The organism is Congzhengia sp., from assembly GCF_037235575.1.
Taxonomy (GTDB): Bacteria; Bacillota; Clostridia; order UBA1381; family UBA9506; genus Congzhengia; species Congzhengia minquanensis.
On sequence record NZ_JAXUNN010000031.1, the window covers coordinates 12,575 to 33,861 of the forward strand.

At 41.6% G+C, this 21,287-nt stretch carries 22 protein-coding genes and 1 pseudogene; 12 read left to right on the forward strand and 11 right to left on the reverse strand.

Annotation, left to right across the window (positions count from 1 at the left end):
- Positions 1–69: 69 nt before the first annotated feature.
- Positions 70–390 (reverse strand): tyrosine-type recombinase/integrase, encoded by a 321-nt coding sequence (locus WIG73_RS07160; protein ID WP_337399998.1) that lies wholly within the window; start codon positions 388–390, stop codon positions 70–72.
- A 115-nt stretch (positions 391–505) separates the two neighbouring features.
- On the opposite strand from WIG73_RS07160, the pseudogene WIG73_RS07165 reads away from it, so the two are divergent.
- The 3 genes and pseudogenes from WIG73_RS07165 to WIG73_RS07175 form a co-directional block, all read left to right on the forward strand.
- A pseudogene (locus WIG73_RS07165) lies at positions 506–592 on the forward strand (complexin-2); the annotation flags it as partial.
- A gap of 129 nt (positions 593–721) precedes the next feature.
- Positions 722–1,081, forward strand: a complete 360-nt coding sequence (locus WIG73_RS07170; protein WP_337399897.1) for a hypothetical protein — start codon at positions 722–724, stop codon at positions 1,079–1,081.
- 269 nt (positions 1,082–1,350) lie between these two features.
- On the forward strand, positions 1,351–1,893 hold the full coding sequence (locus tag WIG73_RS07175) for a GNAT family N-acetyltransferase (RefSeq protein ID WP_337399898.1): 543 nt from the start codon (positions 1,351–1,353) through the stop codon (positions 1,891–1,893).
- A gap of 334 nt (positions 1,894–2,227) precedes the next feature.
- On the opposite strand, the gene WIG73_RS07180 is transcribed toward WIG73_RS07175, so the two are convergent.
- The gene (locus tag WIG73_RS07180) at positions 2,228–2,749 is read right to left on the reverse strand and encodes a TetR-like C-terminal domain-containing protein (RefSeq protein ID WP_177679498.1); all 522 of its coding nucleotides are present in this window, start codon (positions 2,747–2,749) and stop codon (positions 2,228–2,230) included.
- Between the two features lie 131 nt (positions 2,750–2,880).
- On the opposite strand from WIG73_RS07180, the gene WIG73_RS07185 reads away from it, so the two are divergent.
- From WIG73_RS07185 to WIG73_RS07200, 4 genes are all read left to right on the forward strand, one after another.
- Positions 2,881–3,249, forward strand: a complete 369-nt coding sequence (locus WIG73_RS07185) for a hypothetical protein (protein WP_337399900.1) — start codon at positions 2,881–2,883, stop codon at positions 3,247–3,249.
- On the forward strand, positions 3,250–3,879 hold the full coding sequence (locus WIG73_RS07190; RefSeq protein ID WP_337399901.1) for a hypothetical protein: 630 nt from the start codon (positions 3,250–3,252) through the stop codon (positions 3,877–3,879). It abuts the gene before it with no gap.
- Complete coding sequence (locus tag WIG73_RS07195) at positions 3,872–4,093, forward strand: hypothetical protein (RefSeq protein WP_177680513.1); 222 nt, start codon at positions 3,872–3,874, stop codon at positions 4,091–4,093. Before WIG73_RS07190 ends, WIG73_RS07195 begins: the two co-directional genes overlap by 8 nt.
- Positions 4,094–4,292: 199 nt before the next feature.
- On the forward strand, positions 4,293–5,501 hold the full coding sequence (locus WIG73_RS07200; RefSeq protein WP_337399902.1) for a DUF3578 domain-containing protein: 1,209 nt from the start codon (positions 4,293–4,295) through the stop codon (positions 5,499–5,501).
- 85 nt (positions 5,502–5,586) lie between these two features.
- Here WIG73_RS07200 and WIG73_RS07205 read toward each other — a convergent pair whose 3' ends face one another.
- Together WIG73_RS07205 and WIG73_RS07210 are read right to left on the reverse strand one after the other, a co-directional pair.
- The gene (locus WIG73_RS07205; RefSeq protein WP_337399903.1) at positions 5,587–6,012 is read right to left on the reverse strand and encodes a hypothetical protein; all 426 of its coding nucleotides are present in this window, start codon (positions 6,010–6,012) and stop codon (positions 5,587–5,589) included.
- A gap of 109 nt (positions 6,013–6,121) precedes the next feature.
- A complete protein-coding gene (locus tag WIG73_RS07210) occupies positions 6,122–7,225 on the reverse strand; it encodes a protein kinase (RefSeq protein WP_337399904.1) in 1,104 nt (367 codons plus the stop codon).
- 85 nt (positions 7,226–7,310) lie between these two features.
- Here WIG73_RS07210 and WIG73_RS07215 point away from each other — a divergent pair, with 85 nt between their 5' ends.
- Positions 7,311–7,733: a hypothetical protein gene (locus WIG73_RS07215; RefSeq protein ID WP_337399905.1), complete on the forward strand. Its 423-nt coding sequence runs from the start codon at positions 7,311–7,313 to the stop codon at positions 7,731–7,733.
- A gap of 3 nt (positions 7,734–7,736) precedes the next feature.
- Here WIG73_RS07215 and WIG73_RS07220 read toward each other — a convergent pair whose 3' ends face one another.
- Positions 7,737–8,603, reverse strand: a complete 867-nt coding sequence (locus WIG73_RS07220) for a LysR family transcriptional regulator (protein WP_337399906.1) — start codon at positions 8,601–8,603, stop codon at positions 7,737–7,739.
- 124 nt (positions 8,604–8,727) lie between these two features.
- On the opposite strand from WIG73_RS07220, the gene WIG73_RS07225 reads away from it, so the two are divergent.
- The gene (locus WIG73_RS07225) at positions 8,728–9,594 is read left to right on the forward strand and encodes a DMT family transporter (RefSeq protein WP_337399907.1); all 867 of its coding nucleotides are present in this window, start codon (positions 8,728–8,730) and stop codon (positions 9,592–9,594) included.
- A gap of 27 nt (positions 9,595–9,621) precedes the next feature.
- Here WIG73_RS07225 and WIG73_RS07230 read toward each other — a convergent pair whose 3' ends face one another.
- The 4 genes from WIG73_RS07230 to WIG73_RS07245 all read right to left on the reverse strand — a co-directional run bounded on the left by WIG73_RS07230 (position 9,622) and on the right by WIG73_RS07245 (position 13,094).
- A complete protein-coding gene (locus WIG73_RS07230) occupies positions 9,622–10,815 on the reverse strand; it encodes a pyridoxal phosphate-dependent aminotransferase (RefSeq protein WP_337399908.1) in 1,194 nt (397 codons plus the stop codon).
- A gap of 69 nt (positions 10,816–10,884) precedes the next feature.
- The gene (locus WIG73_RS07235; protein ID WP_337399909.1) at positions 10,885–11,610 is read right to left on the reverse strand and encodes an ABC transporter permease; all 726 of its coding nucleotides are present in this window, start codon (positions 11,608–11,610) and stop codon (positions 10,885–10,887) included.
- A 3-nt stretch (positions 11,611–11,613) separates the two neighbouring features.
- Positions 11,614–12,366 (reverse strand): ABC transporter permease, encoded by a 753-nt coding sequence (locus WIG73_RS07240; RefSeq protein WP_337399910.1) that lies wholly within the window; start codon positions 12,364–12,366, stop codon positions 11,614–11,616.
- A complete protein-coding gene (locus tag WIG73_RS07245; protein WP_337399911.1) occupies positions 12,363–13,094 on the reverse strand; it encodes an ATP-binding cassette domain-containing protein in 732 nt (243 codons plus the stop codon). Before WIG73_RS07245 ends, WIG73_RS07240 begins: the two co-directional genes overlap by 4 nt.
- A gap of 185 nt (positions 13,095–13,279) precedes the next feature.
- Here WIG73_RS07245 and WIG73_RS07250 point away from each other — a divergent pair, with 185 nt between their 5' ends.
- Genes WIG73_RS07250 through WIG73_RS07260 form a run of 3 tightly spaced genes read left to right on the forward strand, consistent with a single transcriptional unit; the run spans position 13,280 to position 17,998 of the window.
- On the forward strand, positions 13,280–13,837 hold the full coding sequence (locus tag WIG73_RS07250) for a sigma-70 family RNA polymerase sigma factor (protein ID WP_337399912.1): 558 nt from the start codon (positions 13,280–13,282) through the stop codon (positions 13,835–13,837).
- Positions 13,834–14,565 (forward strand): hypothetical protein, encoded by a 732-nt coding sequence (locus WIG73_RS07255; protein WP_337399913.1) that lies wholly within the window; start codon positions 13,834–13,836, stop codon positions 14,563–14,565. The genes WIG73_RS07250 and WIG73_RS07255 overlap by 4 nt, the downstream gene beginning before the upstream one ends.
- Positions 14,566–14,569: 4 nt before the next feature.
- The gene (locus WIG73_RS07260) at positions 14,570–17,998 is read left to right on the forward strand and encodes an S-layer homology domain-containing protein (RefSeq protein ID WP_337399914.1); all 3,429 of its coding nucleotides are present in this window, start codon (positions 14,570–14,572) and stop codon (positions 17,996–17,998) included.
- A gap of 36 nt (positions 17,999–18,034) precedes the next feature.
- On the opposite strand, the gene WIG73_RS07265 is transcribed toward WIG73_RS07260, so the two are convergent.
- Positions 18,035–20,569 carry an FtsX-like permease family protein gene (locus tag WIG73_RS07265; protein WP_337399915.1) on the reverse strand — a complete coding sequence of 845 codons (2,535 nt, stop codon included), beginning with the start codon at positions 20,567–20,569 and terminating at the stop codon, positions 18,035–18,037.
- Positions 20,562–21,239: an ABC transporter ATP-binding protein gene (locus WIG73_RS07270; RefSeq protein WP_337399917.1), complete on the reverse strand. Its 678-nt coding sequence runs from the start codon at positions 21,237–21,239 to the stop codon at positions 20,562–20,564. Before WIG73_RS07270 ends, WIG73_RS07265 begins: the two co-directional genes overlap by 8 nt.
- Positions 21,240–21,287: the final 48 nt, after the last annotated feature.

A 21,287-nucleotide genomic window follows, 5' to 3' on the forward strand; every position in this document is an offset into this window, starting at 1 on the left:
TCAATTTAACAAGGGTTTAAAAAGAGATGTTTTTCTCCACAAAAGAAAGACATCTCTTTCTTTTTTATCTTAAATTTTATTGATTGCATTTACAAGCTCCTCAATGTCCAAATGAGTATAAATTCTTTCGGTGAGCGTCATAGCACCGGAATGTCCTACAATCTTTTTAATTGTAGTTTGGGAAACGTGGGCTTCCGCAAGCATTGATATACAAGTATGTCGGCAGCAGTGCGGAGTTTGCTCAAGTCCCAGATTTGTCATAAGCGGTAAGAAATAACTATCATAGTAATTGCGGTATTTGAATTGTTCCCCATTTTCAGTATGTAAAAGGTATTCGCTGTCGGTATCATTATACCAAGCCTTAAAGAATGGTAATACCTTGTCGGCAATGGGACTTTTCTTATGCCGTTTTCTGTTTTGCTGGCTAAAACATCAAAATACTGTTCATCAAGATAAACATTTTCTTTTTTAAGGTCAAGCAGTTCGGATATTCTGACACCTGTGTAAAACTGCTCCCACTGAGCAGGAGCGTGAGGAAGCACGCAAAAAATATCTTGATGAAAGAGGTGTACCTGAGAGTTTCAGGTGGTAATTCCTCTTTAAGAGATATTTACAGGAATGTGGCACATTCCTGTGTCGGTAATGAGGAAAGAAATTGACGATTTACCGAAATGCAAAGCAGTAAATTTTACGGCAGAAAATTTATTGATTTGCGGCGTGTGTGGCTACAAGCTGCACACACTTCGGCTGTAGCCGAACAAAGACATATAAAACAAAATATATTGAGCCTTTTATAAACCGTATTATGAAAATAATTGAAAACCTTGCAAGACGGTGTTATAGAGCAGAGAAAATTGCAGAACAAGCAGAAGCAAAAATCAAGCCCTTGCAGGCAGATAACGAAAGGCTTAAAAGTATGCTTTGGAATAAAAATTTAGCACTTTCAAAAGCAGAGGTAAAAGCCAGAGATTTTAATAAAATTCAAAAACATTTCGGCAGAGAAACAATAAATCAATGGCTAAAAGAAATTATAAGGCTTGGCAAAAACAGAAGTAAAAGCAACAGAGATATTGAAAGATAAAATATTTTCTTTTAATAACCTGTACGGGAATGTGGCACATTCCCGTGTGGGTGGTTACAAATGTAATGCAATAGAAGCCCATTTTTGCGGTTGGGAATAAAAAAACCACTCCCTTACCCAATTTGTAGTTTGCAGACCGCATAAAATGGGCATTTTTCAACCTCTATTGCGTGACATTTTTCTGTTGCATTTTGTTTATATTGATATTTGAAAAAATGACATATGTATGATATAATAATATAAATCAGAATTTTTTATGGTGAAATAAGATGAAAAACAAATATATTCAGCTTGTTCCGGCTGACTTATCTCTTGCAGAACAAGTAGTTGATTACTATAAGAGAAACAGAGATTTTTTAGAAGTCTTTGAGCCTGTACGAAATGAGGAATTTTTTTCGCTTGAACATCAGCGAGAAGTCTTAAAAAAAGAAATGTTTGAGTATGAAGAAAAGACAGCCTTTCGTTTTTATATTATACCGATAGAACAACCTACGGAAATTATAGGTATAATTGGATTAAACAATGTGATATGGGGAGCTTTTTGTTCTGCTTTCTTGGGATATAAATTAGACAAAGATTTTCTCAATAAAGGATATATGTCTATGGCGGTAGAAATGTTGACAAAATATGCGTTTAAGGAATTAGGTTTACATCGAATAGAAGCAAATGTAATGCCGAAAAATCAAGCCTCATTGAGAGTGCTTGAAAAAAATCATTTTACAAACGAAGGAATTTCAAAGTATTATCTTAATATCAATGGGATTTGGGAAGACCATATCCATATGGTAAAAATAAATTATGCTATGCACTAAATTTTAGTTTATAAACGAATTTAATCAAGTTCTATTGTTCCACATAACAGCGCAAAAAAGAGTGTTAGGAAAGTATATAAAAAAGTATTGATATTATTGTGGCTTTGATAAATAAGTAGTAATATGTTGTTGTGAGCAGCCCTGCATAAATAACACACAAGCAACAAAAAACAGAGAAAACCCCGTAAAATAGGGCTTTTTGAGGTGATGAAAATTCTCAAAGAGATAATCAAACATTCAGAAAACCTTTGTTTTCAAGGGTTTTCTTTTTTTGTATAATAAATTGCCCTGTAACCACAAATGGTTCCGGGGCAGTTTTATCAATATGGAAAAATTAGAATTTTCTGCTGTATTCACTTTTAATAACCTCTGTGATTTCTTCCGGACTTTCTTTGCAACCGCTGTTCAGCCATTTTTTTAATACTGCATTAAGTCCGCTTTTAAAAAATTCTATGTGATAGTCAATATATTTCATATCAAAATATTTTTGAGCCATCTCGGTATCTAAACCTGTAATATTCATATTGATATTTCCTATTTTAAAATAGGTTTTATAAAATAGCTGATTTTCTTTTATATGATGAAACAGACGCGAGAAATCGTTGCTTCGTGTTTCTGTTTTAATTTCGTTTGCATACAATGATAAAAATTCTTCTTCAAGATGTTTACACACTTTATCAGCAAGATCGTATATGTCTATATAGTTTGAATAGAATGTACTTCTGTTTAGACTTGTAATTTTGCAAATCTCGGAAACAGAAATGTTATCAAGCTCTTTTGTTTGCAATAGCACTATGAACGCCTTTTCTATTTTGTCAATACTTTCTTTTCTTCTTTTATTATTTGGTGTATTCATAATATCCTCCATTAAACCAACAAATGTTAAAAAATTGATGATTGTTTTTTTATAATAAATTATATTATACTATAATTACTTTAAAAACACAACTGTTGTTTTAATAAATTAAATTTTTGGAGGTTTTTCTTATGAAAAAAAGTAATTTTGTAGCCCTTGTATTAGGCACTGTAAGCGGAGTACTGTTCGCACTTGGAATGTGTATGGCTCTTCTTCCTGACTGGAATGCATTCAAGCCGGGAATTATATTCGGTGCAGTCGGCATAGTTTTAGGACTTATAACTGTATTCGTGTGGAGGAAAATGGAGCGTAAAGCACCTATCAAGATAAGTGGCAGAACAGTTGGTATCATCATACTTGCAATTATAGGCTCATTAACATTAGGAGTTGGTATGTGCTTTTGTATGGTATGGGAAAATATCGTGCTGGGTACAGTTATCGGTCTTGCAGGAATAATAGCTCTCTTAATGCTTATACCAATAACAAAAGGCATTAAATAAATGAAAATCATAAGAATGCTCAAAGGCAGCAGGAAACAGATATTTCAAGTTGCTTTGTTAAACTTTATTGTAAATTCTCTGTATGCTCTTGGAAACTTTGCTCTTGGAATTTGGAGCAAATCATATTGGTTTTTAACTATGGGAGCATATAATCTGATATTGGCAATAATGCGTGTTTCTGTTGTGCTGTCTAACAAGAAGAATGAAAAAAATATTTCGGAAATTTTTATTCAAAGGTTTATTGGAGTAATGATTATTTTGCTTGGCTGTATATTATGCGGTAGTGTATATTTAAGTATCAATTTTGATGTTGCACATAAGTTTCACGAAATTATAATGATAACAATAGCAACATATACATTTACTAAAATTACACTTGCTATTATAAACTATGTAAAAAGAAGCAAACTCAATTCGCATATTATATCTACGATTAGATGTATAGCATTGTGCGATGCGACAGCATCATTATATTCTTTGCAAAAATCAATGCTTGTTTCATTTGAGGGAATGACTGTAAATGATATTCGTCTTATGAATATCTTAACTGGTGCCAGCGTGGTTATCATAGTTGTCGTGCTTGGTGTGTTATTGTTAAAAAAATCAAAAAAGGAGATTAAAAATGGCTAAATCAAAAATAGTAAAAGGAGTTCAGAAAATTTCTGACGGAGTAGTCAATGGTTACAAAAAAATCGAAACCGGAGTTGTTGACGGATATAGAAAAATTGAAACAGGTGCTGTTGAGGGTTACACCAAAATGGAAGATAAATTTGTAGATGCGTTTTTAACCAAAGACGGCGAAACTGTTGAGGAAGCAAAAAAGAGATTAAAGGGTAGTAATTAAAATCTGTGTGATGCCCGAGAAATCCCGTAAAATAGGGCTTTTTGAGGTGATGAAAATTCTCAAAACGATAATTTTTTGTTTCTTTTAAGTATTTTATCTTGTTTTTTGTTTCAAAAAGAAAAGTTTATTGACAAGAAATTATAGCAAATGGTATACTTTGAATATTCTAAAAATCAGCAAGGGTTAAAGAGGTTTTGCTATGAAAGATATATTTGAAAGAGTGTGTAAGAACTATATTTTAGAGTCTAAAAATGATTTAAAAAATAATAGGTTAGCGGAATATATTCGAAATGATATTCCGCAAACAATTTATAAGGAGTTACAACTTAATGAAAGTAGTTATTTCATTAAAGCATCTCCAGGTCAAGGGGTATGGGGTAATATACCTTGGATTGGTATATTTGATAGGGATATATCAATATCTGCAGCAAAGGGATATGACATAGTATATCTTTTTTGCGCAGATATGAGTGGTGTGTATCTATCACTCAATCAAGGATGGACCTATTTTAAAGAACAATATGGTAGCAGAATAGGAAAGCAAAACATACAAAAAGTTTCTACTTCGTGGAAAAAGATACTATCGTCGTCATTAAATAATTTTTCTTTTGAACCGATTGATTTGAAATATAACGGTAACGCCTCAGATTTACCGCTTGGTTATGAATTGGGCCATATATGTGGTAAGTTTTACAATGCATCTGCACTTCCATCAGATCAAGTTTTCATTGATGATTTACGAAGTATGCTAGCAATTTTGCAAGAACTTAAAGGTAAAATGTGTGATTTGTCGATACAAAATACAAATGATTATATTTTAGCAAGAGACAAAATTGGAGGTTTTTTTGAATTTGAAGATAAAACAGACCCATTAAATAGCTTAATAGTTGATACATCTTGCCTTACTCTTGCGTTAAAAAAACCACAAGATTTAAAGTTAAAAACAAATAAGACAATTTCTAAAAAAAGTGGGAAAAAAGTAAATTTTATTAAAAAACAAATTCGAGACACCAAACTAGGACTTATTGGCGAGCTTATGGTATTAGAATATGAAAAAGAACGTTTGGAAAGTATTGGGCGTTCTGATTTGATTAAATACATAAAACATATATCCAAGGAAGAAGGGGATAAGGCGGGTTTTGATATTTTATCTTTTGACAAAAATGGAAGTAAAATATACATTGAGGTGAAAACCACTACGGGGGCGGAAGATACTCCATTTTTTATTTCGCAAAACGAATTAGATTTTTCAAAGAAAAATAGTATTAACTACTATTTATATCGGGTATATAATTTAAGTGCGAAAAAAAAGTCAGCATCATTTTATATTGTGAAAGGAAATTTATTTGAGACGTTTCAATTTAACCCTGTTCATTATGTTTCAGCAAGTATTGATTGTGTAATTTGATATAAATTCTACAGGAAATAATTTATTTTTATTTAGGTTCCCCCCGAAAACACGTTGTTTTCGGGGGATATTTTTTTATTAATCTCTACTTTAATCCTGCCTGTGATTTGCTTGAAACGACGCCATCCTGGAAATAAATCATTGCGTTTGCACCAATGTCGCCTTCGCCCCACCAGGAACACATAACAGTAGTTGCACCCATTAAATCCATGGTCGACTCTGAGGAAGGTTTTGCACCAATTAGCGCAATAACGTCTTCATAGCGCATCCCGGTATCTATTTGCTCATACATTGCAAGACTAATTTTGCCGCTTGCATTTTTTTGTTGTTGTGTTGTATCAGGCTGGGCTGTGGACTGCGGTTCACTGGTTTGGGCAGTGCTTTGCGACGGCGCAGTCTGAGTTGTCGTGTTTTCCACTGGCTGCTGAGTGGGAACGTTCTGCGAATTTCCACAGCCGCCCATAGACATTACAATTAAACTTAAAAATAAAAGTGCTGCTGATTTTTTCATTTTAAATTTCCTCCTTTGTTTCACGGTTTTATAAATAGAAATCCCCAAAAAACCCGTTGCATATATTATACAACGGGTTTACTCTGTTTTGTTATACAGTCAGTATAATTTATTTTAAACCTGATTGAGACTTACTTGTCACTGCGCCGTCACGAAACTGGATTATGGCGTTTGCACCAATGCTTCCTTGGCCCCACCAGGAGCATGTCAGCGTTTTTGTTCCAAACAGCTCCATGGTAGATTCTGAAGCGGGCTTATCGCCAATGAGGTTTAAAACGTCTTCATAACGCATTCCTAATGTGATGCTGTTAAATTTTTCAAGAGTCAGCTTTCTTCCTGATGAGGGCAGCGGCGTTGTGCTAACTGTTGCGGCAGCCGGCGTGTTTCCTGCGGCACCGGCCGGTGCCGCGTTATTTGCGCTCTTGTTTTGTAAAGGGATTAAGTAAGACAGCGTGGCAATGACAATACACGTAAATAGCGTCCCGCTAAGCGCGACGAAAACATCTCGCCTTGTATTTTGCCCATTCATTAACGCATTTTTGAGCCGTTTCACGCTCTTATACCGCTTGTTACCGTCGATTTCAATGCATTTTTGAATGATGGAGCGCTCTTTTCCAGAATATAGTTTTTCGCTGGGAAAAGCATTTGTTAGCATATAGTTAAACACCACGCCAAGCGCGTAAATATCCGTGCGTTCATCCGTTTGGGTAAAGCCAAACTGCTCCGGAGCCGCATATCCAACCGTGCCAAGAATATGCGTATCAGCGCCCTTATTTACCTTTTTTTCCCTTGCAATTCCCAAATCAATTAAATAACAGCCGTGATGTCCTATGATGATGTTTGATGCTGTAATGTCCCTGTGTATAATGCCGAAAGCATGGAGGGCCTTTACGCCGTTGCATAGGGTAATCATATGTGATTTGGCTTCCTGTATGCTCATCACGCCGTCGCGAGACAATTTGTTGTTCAGAGAAATTCCGTTCACATATTCCATAATCACATAGTCGTTTTTCACTTTATAGACGGTTGGAAGCCCAGAAATTTGCAAGCCAACCAGCCGTTTGTAGATATGGGCGGCGCCTTTGCCTACAATTTTTTTTACATAGATGCCGCCAGTTGAGCTTTCCCGCACCAATGCCGTTTTTTCGTCGGCTGATAAAAATTCAATAATTTCATATTCTTGCTCGATGAATTTTTTTGTATATTCATTCATACCTCCACCCCTTGACAATTATATTACCATATTATTATAATAAAGTCAAAACATGTCGAAATTTTTAAAAGGAGATTTTTTATTCATGAGAAAGAGTACGCAGGAGCTGCTGGAAGTTTTAAAAAGAAGTCCGTCACTTAAAAATTTTTTAATTGAAAATGAAGACGATTTTGCCGACATTACTTTGTCAGAATTTATCAATTCCTTCCTATCACAAAAACAGCTAAACAAAAGTGAGGTTATTCAAAGCTCCAACCTCACGCAGGTATATGGCTATAAAATACTTTCCGGTGAACGGATACCCCAGCGGGATAAGGTTTTGTGCCTTGCGTTCGGCTTAAAACTGAATTTAGACGAAACACAGCGCATGTTAAAAATTGCAGCCGCCGGAGCACTTTATCCTAAGGTACGCCGCGACAGCATCATTATGTTTGCAATAAAGGAACACACAGATCTTTTCACCTGCAACGAAATGCTGTATGAACTTGGAGAAGATATTTTAGAGTGACCGTTACCGATAGCTTAAATATTCCATAAATTTTTTTACTGCAATGGAAGCTGACTTTTTGTCCCGCACGGCAAGACCAATACTGCGGTAAGCCGGAACATCCAGTTCTTTTGCCACAATGCGGTAGGGAACCCTTTTTAAAATGAGCTCCGGCAAAATGGCTAATCCTAAACCGCTTTCAATCATGGACATTATGGCGTAGTCGTCCCAGGTGGTAAAGTGTACGTTTGGTGTTAGGCCGCTCTTTTCAAAAATTTCTGATACTTCGGCCTTGGCTCCTTTTTCGAGCAGCATGAACGGTTCTTTGCAGAGCTCCGATAGGGGAACGGCTTCACTGCCGGCCAGCCTGTGGTTTTCGGGCAAAACAGCCAAGAGTCTGTCTGTTTCTAAAAAAAATGTTTCAAGAGCAGGGGAGGCCGGCAGACGCAGAAATCCGCAGTCTACCCGCCCCTCTAAAATCCATGTTTCAATTTCTGTATAGTCGCCCAGCAACAGTTCATAGTCAATGTTCGGATAATCTTTTTGAAACGCTTTGATAATATTTGGCAGCCAGTGGGTTGCCACGCTGGAAAATGTTCCAATGCGAATCAGGCCGGTCTTGAGACCGCTGAGCTCATCTACCTGAAGCTGAAGCCTGCGGTATTCAGCACACAGGCTTTTTGCGTAAGGAAGCAGCGTCAAGCCGTCTGACGTGAGCTTAACACCCGTCTTTCCACGCTCTAAAACCGTAGTGTTCCATTCCGTTTCTAAATCGTTTATCATACGGCTGACGGCAGACTGGGAATAGTTTAAAACATCAGCTGCTTTTGTAAAGCTTCCATATTCAACAGTTGTAACAAACGCAAAATATTTTGATAAATTCATATCCATTTTGTAAGTTCCCCCAATTATATCCATTCTAAACTGTAATGATAAACATTTAAAACATTCGCTTTTGTAATTGATAAGTTTATGATATACTATGCATAAAGATTTGTCAATAGGAGCGATGAAAATGGCAAAGAACTATATTAAATATATTTTAGCGCTGTTGCTTTTTGGTTCAAACGGAATTGTGGCAAGCAAAATCACGCTTGAAAGCAGCAACATTGTGCTGCTTAGAACGTTTGCAGGCAGCTTGCTGCTAATTGTGGTGTTTATGCTGTCGAAACGAAAAATTTGCTTTCTTCAATTTAAAAAGGATTGTTTCAATATTGCAATTTCCGGCGCGGCCATGGGTGCAAGCTGGATGCTGCTGTACGAGGCCTACATACAAATTGGAGTTGGAACGGCTTCACTAATGTATTACTGCGGCCCTGTAATAGTTATGCTTCTCTCTCCAATCCTCTTCCGGGAAAAATTAACCGGAATTAAAATAGGCAGTTTTTTTGTTGTATTGGTAGGAATTTTATTCATAAACAGCGGAGCAGAAGAGATTAGGGGAAACGCCGGTGGCGTTGTTTTGGCAGGTATGTCGGCGGTGATGTATGCTGTCATGGTAATTTTTAATAAAAAAAGCGTTCATGTTAAAGGGCTGGAAAATGCAATGATACAGCTGTTTGTTAGCTTTCTTACCGCCGCAGTGTATGTTGGTTGCAAAACAAACGAAGTTATACAAATTAACAGCGGGGATTGGGTCTATATCCTCATTTTGGGCCTGGTGAATACAGGCCTGGGCTGTTACCTTTATTTTTCGTCTATCGGAGCGATGCCTGTTCAAACAATTGCAGTGTGCGGCTATTTAGAACCGCTTTCGGCAGTGCTGCTGTCAGTGTTTGTTTTAAAAGAAACGCTGCTGCCTATGCACATTTTAGGAGCTGTTTTCATTCTTGGCGGAGCGGTTTTTGCCGAGATTTTTGGGCATAGAAAAACAGGGACATAACGTAGTCCCTGTTTTTTATATTTATGTCTATCTGTTGGGATACTCCGTTTCCACAAATTTGCGAATGACGGGAATGGAACGCTTCACCTTTTCAGTGTCGATACAATAAGCAATTCTAAAATATCCGGGACAGCCAAAGGTATCTGCCGGCACAAAAACCAAATCATATTTCAGCGCTTTTTCGCAGAAGATTTTTGCGTCCTCCTCTAAGGCCTTGGGGAAAATGTAGAACGTTCCGCCGGGCCGAACAACCGTAAACCCTAAATCAATCAAAACATCGTAAAGCAGATTCATGTTGGTTTCATAAACCGACAAATCGGCGGTTAAGCCGCAGGTTTCGCCCACGGCCAGCTGAATAATGGAAGCGGGGCAGTTGTGGCCAATTCCGCGGGAAATCTGTCCGCACATTACCACCATTTCTTTCGCATAGGGGCATTTGGGGTGAATTGCCACATACCCAATGCGTTCTCCCGGCAGGGACAGTGATTTTGAGTAGGAGTAGCAGCTTAAAGTATAGTCATAATAGTTTGACACATACACAATTTCGTTGCCGTCAAAGGTAATTTCACGGTAGGGTTCATCGGAAATAATATAAATTTCGTGCCCGAACTCTTTCGATTTTTCTGTTAAAACAGCGGCAAGTTTCTTTATTGTTTCCTCGGAGTAAGCAATGCCAGATGGATTGTTCGGTGTGTTAATCAGCACGGCCATCACTTTTTTGGTAAGCATTTGTTCAAAGGCCTCAAAATTAATCTGAAAATTTTCTGTATTTGGCGGAACAACTTTTAACACTGCGCCGGATAAATTTACATAAGGGTTATATTCCGGAAAGAACGGCGCAAAGGTGAGCACCTCGTCGCCGGGCTCTGTTACGCAGCGCAATGCGTGGGCAATGGCGCCTGCCGCGCCCGCAGTCATAAAAATATGGTCCTGCGTATAGTCCATGCCAAACCGCTGGTTTAAAGACGCCGCAATTTTTGCCCTGACGGAAGGGATTCCCAGGCTTTGGCTGTATCCGTGCAGGTCAATGGGGTTGCTTTCTTTCAAAAGCTTTATCATCGTGTCGGTAAACGCCGCCGGCACCGGGACTGACGGGTTTCCGAGACTGAAATCGAACACATTTTCATAACCGATTTCCGCGCCCCTTGCGGTGGCAAATTCTGAAAGCTGACGGATAACCGATTTTGCGCTTAACATGTCTTTATATGTCTTTGCAATCATAAGTCATTCCTCCTGTGTTTTAAAAACGTATATAATCATTATAGCACAGAGAGAAAAGCAGGGCAAGACCTAAATGTCCCTTTTTGAAAGCCACAGGCTGCCGGCGGCTGTGAACAAAGCAAGAAAGGCCAGGCAAATGACAACAAACTGCAAATTTCCGTTTTCCATGAGCACCTGGGGCGCATTTGAGCGCATGCCATAGGCCATCAGCGCATATGGGTAGATATGGCCAAACCCCTTTGCAAGCGCAACAAGACCGGAAATGCCGCCTGCCAGCGCAATTCCAACAGGAAGCGCAAAGCTTTTTAAGACGGCGGAAAGCATGAGCTGAACCGATGCCATTACCATGCCCCCTAGTGTTCCGCAGGCCAGCCACAAAATTAAGTCTTTCGGAATGGGTTCTGAAATTCCTGTAATTTTACCTGATACAATGAACAAAAGCCCAATCCACAGCTCGCTTAACACCAGCATCAGTGAAGCGGTGACGAGCTTTGAAACAAACACCTGCCACGGCTTTACCGGCATCGTTAACAGTTTGTTCCAGTTGTGGTTGCTGTTTTCAAGCCGCATGAGATAGGAGCAGTAAATCCCAAGCATAATGGGGAGAAAGAAGTAGCAGGTAAAAAGCGTATGCTGCGTCCACAGGCTATACCAGCCGTTTTTTAAAATGCCGATGTTTGCCCGGTAGTTGAGTGTGCCCAAAAGGGCAGGAACAATGGGCATGAACAAAAACGCAAGCCAAATTGGCGAGCGTTTCAGTTTCATTCTGTCTGCATAAATGAGTTTTAAAATCATTTGTTAAACCTCCTTTTTTATAAATAAGCTCCGTCCGATTCCATACAGTACTAGGCACACCGTCAGCAAAATGACAAAAGAGAGCCAGTCAAAGTCATAAAGATAAAAGGTGCTGATGCGCGTTTGACTGTTCCAGTCGCTTCCCACAAACTGCAAAACGCCGTAATATCCCCATAAAAGAGATTTTCTCAGCCACGGAAGCTGGGGCAGAAACATGGAAAACACGCCCAAAAATTCCCCGATTACGCCTGCAAAAAAAGGGACTGCCTGATTTTGAAACAGCATGGAAAGCGTGTGCTGAAAAATGTAAATGGCAAGGCTTGCCGCAATGGTGAACAGCCAATAGATGCTGTAAAGCCTGAAAGGATATACGCCGCCAAACCCTTTGACACAGCCAAATATAAAGACCGACACAAACTGTATCACCATGCATGCCAAAACAATGGAAAAGCCGTATAAAAGCTTTGCGTCGAACAGCTTGCCTCTGGGCACAATGGTGCAAAGCTGTTTTAGCATGAATCCCCGGTGTTCAATGTCGGCAAGGCGCGAGGCCACCACCGTCATTAAAAAGGGCAGAAAAATGGCATTGGTCAGCGGCAGCTGATATAAAAACATCATCCAGCCCTTTAAAATTGCGTCTTCAGAAAAGTTGCCGTAGAAAATCCAGGCCAAATCCAGAGCCGTTATCAAAAGCGACGTGAGCAGGAGATATTTCTTTTTCGTTTTTTTATGTTCTGTTTTCAAAAGGGAAATCATAAGCTTCCCTCTTTTCCTGTAAGTTCTAAGAAAATTTCTTCCAAATTTTTTGTTCTGTCCATGTTGTGCAGGGCAGATAAACTGCCCTGAAATTTTAGTTTTCCTCCCGCAATAATACCAATATCCTCCGCCATCTGGTCGATTTCTGATAGAAGGTGGCTCGACACAATCACCGTCATGCCAAACCGTTTGGGAAGGCTTAAAATTAGCTCCCGCATTTCCTGAATTCCGGCGGGGTCAAGCCCATTTGTCGGTTCATCTAAAATTAATAGCCTGGGGAAGGAAAGCAGGGCAGATGCCAGCCCGAGCCGCTGTTTCATTCCCAGCGAATAGGCCGATACTTTTTTTGAGGCTTGGCGCTGAAGACGCACAATAGATAACACCTCGTCGATGTTTTCTTTTGGCACGCCCAGCAGCATTTGTTGAATTTTTAAATTTTCTTTTCCCGTCAAATGTCCATAATAAGAGGGAGTTTCAATTAGGGAGCCGATATGTTTTAGCGCCTCCAGCCTGTTTTTCGCTGTAATTCGTTTGCCAAACAAATCAATTTCTCCCTGAGTGGGATGCACCAGCCCCAAAAGCATTTTCAGCGTGGTGGATTTTCCGGCTCCGTTGGGGCCTAAAAAGCCGTATATTTTTTCCTCAAACACCACCATATCCAAATTGTTTACAGAAAAACAGTCGCCATACCGTTTCGTCAACCCGTTTGTATGTACGATTTCTTGCATAAACTTCATTCCTTTCTTTTTTAAGCTGATTTCATTGTAGCACGGCTACCTTTCGCCAAGCTGAATGAAACCTTACGGCAACCTTAAATAAAATTTTGTGGTATAATAAAAATAAAATGCAACCATCGCAAATAATTTCTTACAGTATAGATGTAGGGCCGCTACACAAAGGAGACTGAAAAACCATGGAGGACGAAACAATCATAAGCTTATATTTGAAACGGGACGAGGAGGCAATTCATGCGTCGTCGTTAAAATATGGAGCGCTGCTGAAATCGGTTGCATACCGCATTTTAAACAATTCTGCCGATGCAGAGGAATGTGAAAACGACGCATATTTTGCGGCGTGGAACGCAATACCGCCGGCACAGCCAAAATCGCTTGCGGCATTTTTAGGCCGCATTGTGCGAAACCATGCATTAAACAGGTATGACTATTACACGGCGGACAAGCGAAACCGTGCTTTCGACCTGATTTTGTCCGAGCTTTCGGAATGTATCCCTGCGCGGGATACGGCGGAGGGCAGCCTTGAAGAGGGAGAAACGGCCGAACACATAAACAGGTTTTTAAAACATACCGACAGCGCAAAGCGGGCTGTGTTTGTCAGAAGATATTGGTATTCCGATACCATAAAAGATATCGCTTTAAGATACCATTTCAGTGAAAGCAAGGTTAAGTCCATGCTCATGCGCACGCGCAGCGGGCTAAAAAAATATTTGGAAAAGGAAGGCGTTACATTGTGACAAATAAAGATTTATTTCAGGAAATTGGCAATATAGATGAAAAATTTATTTTAGAAGCCGGCGGCCCGGCAAAAAAAATACGCAGAATCAGGCTTTCAAAAATTGCGGCGCTGGCCGCTGCGGTTGTTTTAATCTGCGGTTTTTCTGTTTGGGCGGCAAGCAGCATTATTGCGTCGCGGTCCGGCCAGTCCAGCAGCATACCCGACTATTTTTCACCGCCCAGCGCACAAACCCTGCAAAAGGATTTGGGTTTTTCTGCCAACATTTTGGCCGCGTTTCAAAACGGATTTCAATTTCAATCCGGAAATATTTCAGAAGATGAAAGCGCAGATGCAAACGGAAACGTTCTTGAACAGTATAAATCTTTGGGATGCTGGTACAAAAGGGGGAAGGACAGCATTTCTATTTATATCGACGGCGCGGCTATAGGCGAAAGCAATAGTTTAAGCGAAACTGTTGCACAGCACCGCGGCAGTAACATTGGCTATTACGCCTATGTAAACAAGATGGTGCCGGGAGATTATAAAAAGACAAAGCAGGATAAACTGGACGAAGCCGCAGGCAAATATGTTTTTAGCTACGGCAGCAACAAAATTGAAACCGTTCAGGTGCAGATTGTAACCTGGAGCTATGGGGGATTAAACTACTCTCTCTGCGCTATGGATACAGAACTGTCTGCGGAAGAACTGGTAGAAATGGCAAAAGAATTTATTGACGGTCAGGAGTGATTTTATGGTAAAAAAGATTTGGACCTTGATTGCAGCTGCAATTTTGTTATTTAACATGCAATGTGTGGCCTTCGCGGACGAAGGATATGATCAGACAGGATTTACGCTTGTTTCCCAGCAGCATATTGAAAATTTAAGCGGCACGGCATATTATTTTAAGCACATAAAAACCGGCGCTGAAGTTGTTTATGTAGACAACGGCGCCGAAAAACGGGAGTTTTCCATTGGGTTTAAAACCCCGCCAAAGGACAACAAGGGCGCAAACCACGTGCTGGAACACAGCCTGCTGTGCGGCAGCGAAAAGTATCCTGTAAAGAATATTATGAGCTACTTGAATGCGAATGCCTTGGCAGAGGAAATTAACGCCTATACGTCTGACGACTGCACCTATTACACGGTGAAAACAAAAAATGAAACCGAGTATTATAATTTAATGGACGTCTACTTAAATGGTATTTTCCACCCACTTTTGCTCACGGAAGAAAATATTTTCCGCCAGCAGGGAATCCGCAAAGAATATCAAGACGGGGCGGTGCAATATAACGGTGTGGTTTATAACGAGCTGCGGATTAAAAGCTTAGAGAGCTCAGAAAATTCTGTGAATTTTTTAGCGGATAAGCTTTATACCGCGCTTTACGGCGAGACAACCCCTGCCTTTAACAGCGGTGGCACGGTGGAGGACATAAAAGATCTTACATACGAAGACCTTTTAAGGGTTTACCGCACCTATTACACGCCGTCTAACAGCATGACCTGTCTTGCAGGCAAACAGGACATTTTAAAAACCCTTACCCTGTTAAACGAATTTTTTAACGATTCGGAACCAAAAAACATTTCAATTGCATTTCCCGATACAAAACAGACGTCGGCTGAACCAATTTGTGAATTCAACATTACAGAGAATACCAAAACCGTGGACATTGGCTTCATGTCCTCAGGCGTGCCGATGCACAACGTGAAAGAGGTTTACGCAAGAGATATTTTATTTAATCTCGTGATGGCAAAAATGGATGAGGTGAATTCCAAAAACTATGTTTCGGGCGGGAATACCGGCGGCATTTCAAATCTAGCGCTGCTTGTTTCGGAGGTGCCCATTGAACAAAAGGACGAAATGATTGCACACTATAAAACTATTTTATCTGACTTTGAAACACAGGGCATATCAAAAGACGATTTAAACAGTAAAATCGACAGTTACATAGAGGAGAGAAAAAATCCATACGGCTATTCCACAGAACTGAACGTTTTTAACGGACTGGTATATACCCAAGACCCGTTTTCCTGGCTGGAAATGACGGAAATTGCCAGCTGGCTGAAGGACAATCCGGATTATTTTAACACGGTGTTAGAAACTTATTTTACGAAAAACCCTTACAGTGTGATTGTGGTTTCGGGCAACGGGGCAAAGGCGCCTGTCAGCGACGCCATTACGGCAACCGCAGAAGAACTGGAGCAGATAAGACAGGACACAGAAGACTTTAACGCCTGGGTAAACGCGCCGGAGGATCCGGAGGCAGTGGCGCGGATTCCGTCGTTAACCCTGGATGAGGTTGACCACACCCCTGACTTGCCCCAGGCTGAGGAGGAAAAAATCAATCAAATTTCCTATTTCAGCACGGTGCTTGAAGGCCGTGAAACCGACTCTGCCAGCCTGTTTTTTGACATTGGCCTGAAAGGCGAAAGCTTAAATGAGCTGCAGTTGATGAACGGATTTTTAAATTATCAGCTGCAAAAAAGCGGTTTAAATGGGATTTATTTTGAGCTTTGCGGCTTAGAAAATGCAAAGGACGATTCTGTCGTTCGTCCTATGCTCTGTGTTGGAATGAATGCGCCAAGCGGCGAAATGGAAAGCAAGCTAAATTTGGCTATAGAATTTCTTTTGGGAGATAAGCTGTGGAATGAGGAAGATTTTAAGGAATATTTAAAAAACGCAGCAGACGATATTTTGAAAAACGGATACCGCGACCCATACTTCGTGTCCTATGAATTGATGCAGTCTGCCCAGTCTATGGGGAAACGATTTAACAGCGTTACCCGGGGCAGCATTGGTCAGGGATCGCTGGCATACTTTCGTTATTTAAAGCAGGCAGAACTGTCGCCTGAGGAAACCAACAGGCGGTTTGAAACTGTGAAAACGCTTGCAAACCGCATTTTGTCCTGCGCGCCGTTTGCAGAGTATGTGGGTTCGCAATCCGGCAGCCAGCAGTTTAAAGCCACGGTTGCCGCCCGCTTTGGCGAAATGAAAGCAGGAAGCATTATGGAGTGGAAGCTCCCGGTGGGATATCCGTCTGCCGCCACCATCACCACCTTAGACGACGCAGACCACTTTATGCTGGCGGGATTTCTTACAGAAGGCGGATATGCGTTTTCAGGAAAAATGAATATTATGACAAAAGTAGTTGCTTCAAAATATTTATACCCTGTGATGCGGGGGCAATACGGCGCATATGGAGCTGGAATGAATGTTGACGGAACCACCCTGGTGTGCGCTGTGGCGGGGCTGAAAGACATAGACCTGGCCGTTCAGGTTTGGAGCGGCATGGGAAACTTTTTAAGGAACCTGGAAATGACACAAAAGGAACTTGACGGCATGATTGTCTCTGCAATTAACGAGTTTGACGAATGGGAAGCAAACACGGAAAACGGCGCATTTTTGGCTCTTTCAGGGAAAACTGCCGAAGACATAAAAGAGGTGCGCAGCGAAATGCTATCCACAACGGTGGAGGACGTAAAAGGCTATGCAGACTTTGTAGAGGACATGGCGGCCCAGAACAGAATTTTTGCAGTGTTGGGGAAAGATGCGGCGGACAAGGCAAAATTTGAATTTCCCTACTATGCCGATGCAAAAACGCTCACAGTTTCGCCCAGGCTGAAACGAAATGCCGGCGGCTATATGACGGGGAAGACGGAAAATACGTTCCAGCCGGACGCACCCATCACCCGGGCGGAAACGGCGGCAATCTTTTCAAGGCTCATGGCCGACCAGCGTTCGCCGGAAGAAAAAAATTATTTTCAAGACGTATCAGACAGCGACTGGTTTTCCAATGCGGTTGCTTCCGTAACGGAAAAGGGTGTTTTAAACGGCTATGGCGACGGCTCGTTTTGTCCGGATAAAAACATCACCCGGGCAGAGTTTGCCGCGGCGGCTTCTAAGTTTTTGTTTGGCACAGTGAATAAAGGAAACACCCAATTCGCCGATGTAAGCGAAACCAACTGGGCGTATAACGCCATTTCAAAAATGGCAGACAGCGGATTGTTAAACGGCTATGCTGGAGGCATGTTTTTGCCCGACCAGCCCATCACCCGGGCGGAAGCCGTTACGGTGATGAACAAAATGCTGGGAAAAGCACCAGACAGCGAAGCGAATAACCCATTTTCCGACCTGTTGCCGATACACTGGGCCTATGCAGACATTTTAGCCGCAATTCAATAAAGCAAAAACGGCCGCAGCACATGCTGCGGCCGTTTCTTATTCGTTTTCCCGTAACCGTTCCACAATGCTTTGCTTTGTTACGTTTCTTAAAACAATGGGCGGCAAAATCATGCCAATTATCAATAGAAGCGGAATGGTGCAGATGAGCGGCAGCAGCGTAAACTGGAAAGAGAAAAACCACAGATTACCCGAAATGGCTTTCATAATTACGCCGGAGAACAGAATGCTGCCCAATAACGACACCACAGCCGCGGCCAATGCATAGTAAAATCCCTCTAAAATCAGCATTTTCTGAAGCTGTGATTTCGTCATGCCGATGGACTGCATCATGGCAAACTCCCGGCGTCTTGTAATAATGCTGGTCAGGGTGGAGTTTACAAAGTTTAAAACGCCAATTAAGCCAATTACCAAACTCAGCGCGCCGCCTACCAGCAGCACCATGCTGCGGAGCCCTTCAAACTCGCTGACGCGGGTGCCCTTGGAGCTAAAATTCATCACGGGCTCTGCGTTTTCCGTATATTGTTTTAAAAATGCGTCCATAGCGGGTTCGTCTTCGTCTTCTACATTAAAGACAAAGCTCATCACCCCCGGGTTTGCAACCATTTCTTTGTAGGTATCAGCCGGCAGGTAAAAGGAAAAATCAGACCCGCGGCCGCAGGAATTGGTATATGTTTCAACAGCTACCTTTGCCATCACCTCAAAAGAGAGGGTTTGCGGCTCATTGTCATTCCGCTTGTCGCTTAAGCCCTTGCGGTTGTGCAGCGTTACTGTGTCGCCGATTTTATAGTGCGACGAATCCCACACCGGACTGCCGTCGTCATGTAGCTCCACGCCTTCTAAAATATATTTCCCGGTTTTTAATTTCTCCATGTCGATTTCACCCTCTAAAACGTCTAAGCGGGCCAAGGGCAGGTTATCTGCACCATACACGAAGCACATCGGCCGCCCCTCGGGGTCTACGTTATACTGTTTACTGGTTGCATATTCGAGAGAAAAAATTTCTGCGTCCATGTTGGCATAAAACCTTCCGCCCTCTGAAAATCCAGGCTGTTGCTTCACGGCCTCAATAAAGCTTTCAGAAACAGCATTTTCCGGGCCGTGGAAATCGTAGTTAAAATAGTCAGCGTGGGCAATTAAAAAGTCGGTGTCTACAAACTTTGAAAGAAACTTATCCATGTCGAACCCACGGCTAAAGGTATAAACCGTGTTAAACAAAATTAAGCTCATGGACATGGAAATTACCACTAAAACGGTTCTTTTTTTATTTCTGCTCAGGTTGGAAGCAGCCATTGCCGAAATGCGCGAACCGCGCTTTGTTTTTTTGCCTTTCTTTTTTGAATGTCCGGCATCGGCATACCGCACCGCCTCAACAGGGGAGACGCTGGCTGCAATTTTGCCCGGTTTATTTGTGCTTAAAAACACGGTGATGAGGGCAAACAAAAGGGCGCCGATAAAGATAATCGGATTGGCGGTGGTGGTAAACTGCGCGCCCCTTGCAAAGGTTTGGTTTAAAATAACGGGTACCAGAGAGCAGCCGACAAAGTAGCCTGCAACCAGCCCGATGGGAATGCCGATTGCGGCCAGAACCAGCGCCTGCCGCCGGATGATTTTCTTAATTTGTTTTCCGGTGGTGCCTATGGTTTTTAAAAGTCCGTAAAACCGAATGTCTTTAATTACAGAAATCTGAAAAATGTTATAAATGATCAGATAGCCTGTAAGAATAATTAAAAGCAGAGCGGCTAAAACGCCGATAACGGTAGGCGGGTCCATGGAAAAGTTCGTAGTGAGATAAGACCAGTTTACGTTAGACGCAATGTAATTGGGGTCTTCCTCGCGTTGTGAATAGCCGGATTCAGTGAGTACCCGCTCTAGCTTGTTTTCTAAGCTTAGGGAGTTTGAAAACATCATGTAGCTGTTGATAACACCCGTCATGTCATAATTTTCTTTATAGCTGTTATACAGCTCGCCGATATGTTCCTCCATATATGCACGAGAGGTTATCAGCATGGAAACGTTAAACACCGGGTCTGGTTCCCACCAGCCGGAAATAACAAAATCCCGTGTCACCTTTTGGCCGTGCACCGTAAGCTCTAACGTTACCGGCGCCCCAATTTCCTGTTTTGCCCCCAGCATTTTTATGGCCTTGGTGTCTAAAATCAGCTCGTTCTCCTTTTCGGGCTTTCTGCCTGTGGTAGGCTCGCAAAAACCAAGCTTTAAGGCAGTGTCGTCCATGTAATAAAACTCGCCCCGGCGCTTTAAAAGTTCCTCGTTATCAACGCTGTCGCATAAAATTCTGTTATAAGAAAGCTCTTTTATCAGTTTGTGTTTTTTTATTGTATCAAACTGTTCATCAGTAATATATTTTATAACGGCCATGCCGTCGCCTCCGGCCTGGCGCATAGTTTGCTTTTGAAAATTTTCTACCAGCCCGCTGCCCACCGTGAAAAGGGCGGTGAACAAAACGGCAGTTAAGGCAATTGCGGCAATGGCAATGATATTGCGCGATTTGTTGGCACAAAAGCTTTTGCTTGCAATGCGTGAAATCACTTTTTTGTTGCTTACCTTATACATTGCGGTCACCTGCAATTCTGCCGTCTTCAATGCGGATAATGCGCTGGGCCATTTGCGCCAGTTCCTCGTTGTGGGTAATCATAACAATGGTCTGGCCAAATTTTTCGCTGGTTACCTTTAAAAGCCCCAGCACATCTAAGCTGGTTTTGCTGTCTAAGTTTCCTGTTGGCTCATCGGCTAGAATAATGGCTGGCTTGGTTGCCAGCGCCCGGGCAATGGCAACCCGCTGCTGCTGGCCGCCGGAAAGCTGGTTTGGCAGGTTGGTAAGTTTTGACTCTAATCCCAGCGTCGCGATGATGGAGTTTACAAAGGGATGGTCCACTTTCTCACCGTCCAGTTCAATTGGCAGCACGATGTTCTCATATACATTCAGCACAGGCACCAGGTTATAGCTTTGAAAAACAAATCCAATTTTTCTGCGGCGAAAAATGGTAAGCTCGTCGTCTTTTAGCTTAAAAATATCGGTACCGTCTACGGTAACGCTGCCCTCGGTTGCGCGGTCTAAACCGCCAAGCATGTGCAAAAGTGTAGACTTTCCGCTGCCGGAAGTGCCGACAATTGCGGCAAACTCGCCTTTTGGGGCGCTTAGGTTCACCCCGTCTAAGGCCTTCACCACGGTGCTTCCTTCGCCGTAATACTTTTTTAAATTGTGGGTTTTGAGAATTTCCATATGCTTAACCTCCTAAAAAAATCATGTGCAAAGATTTTTTATCCTTCG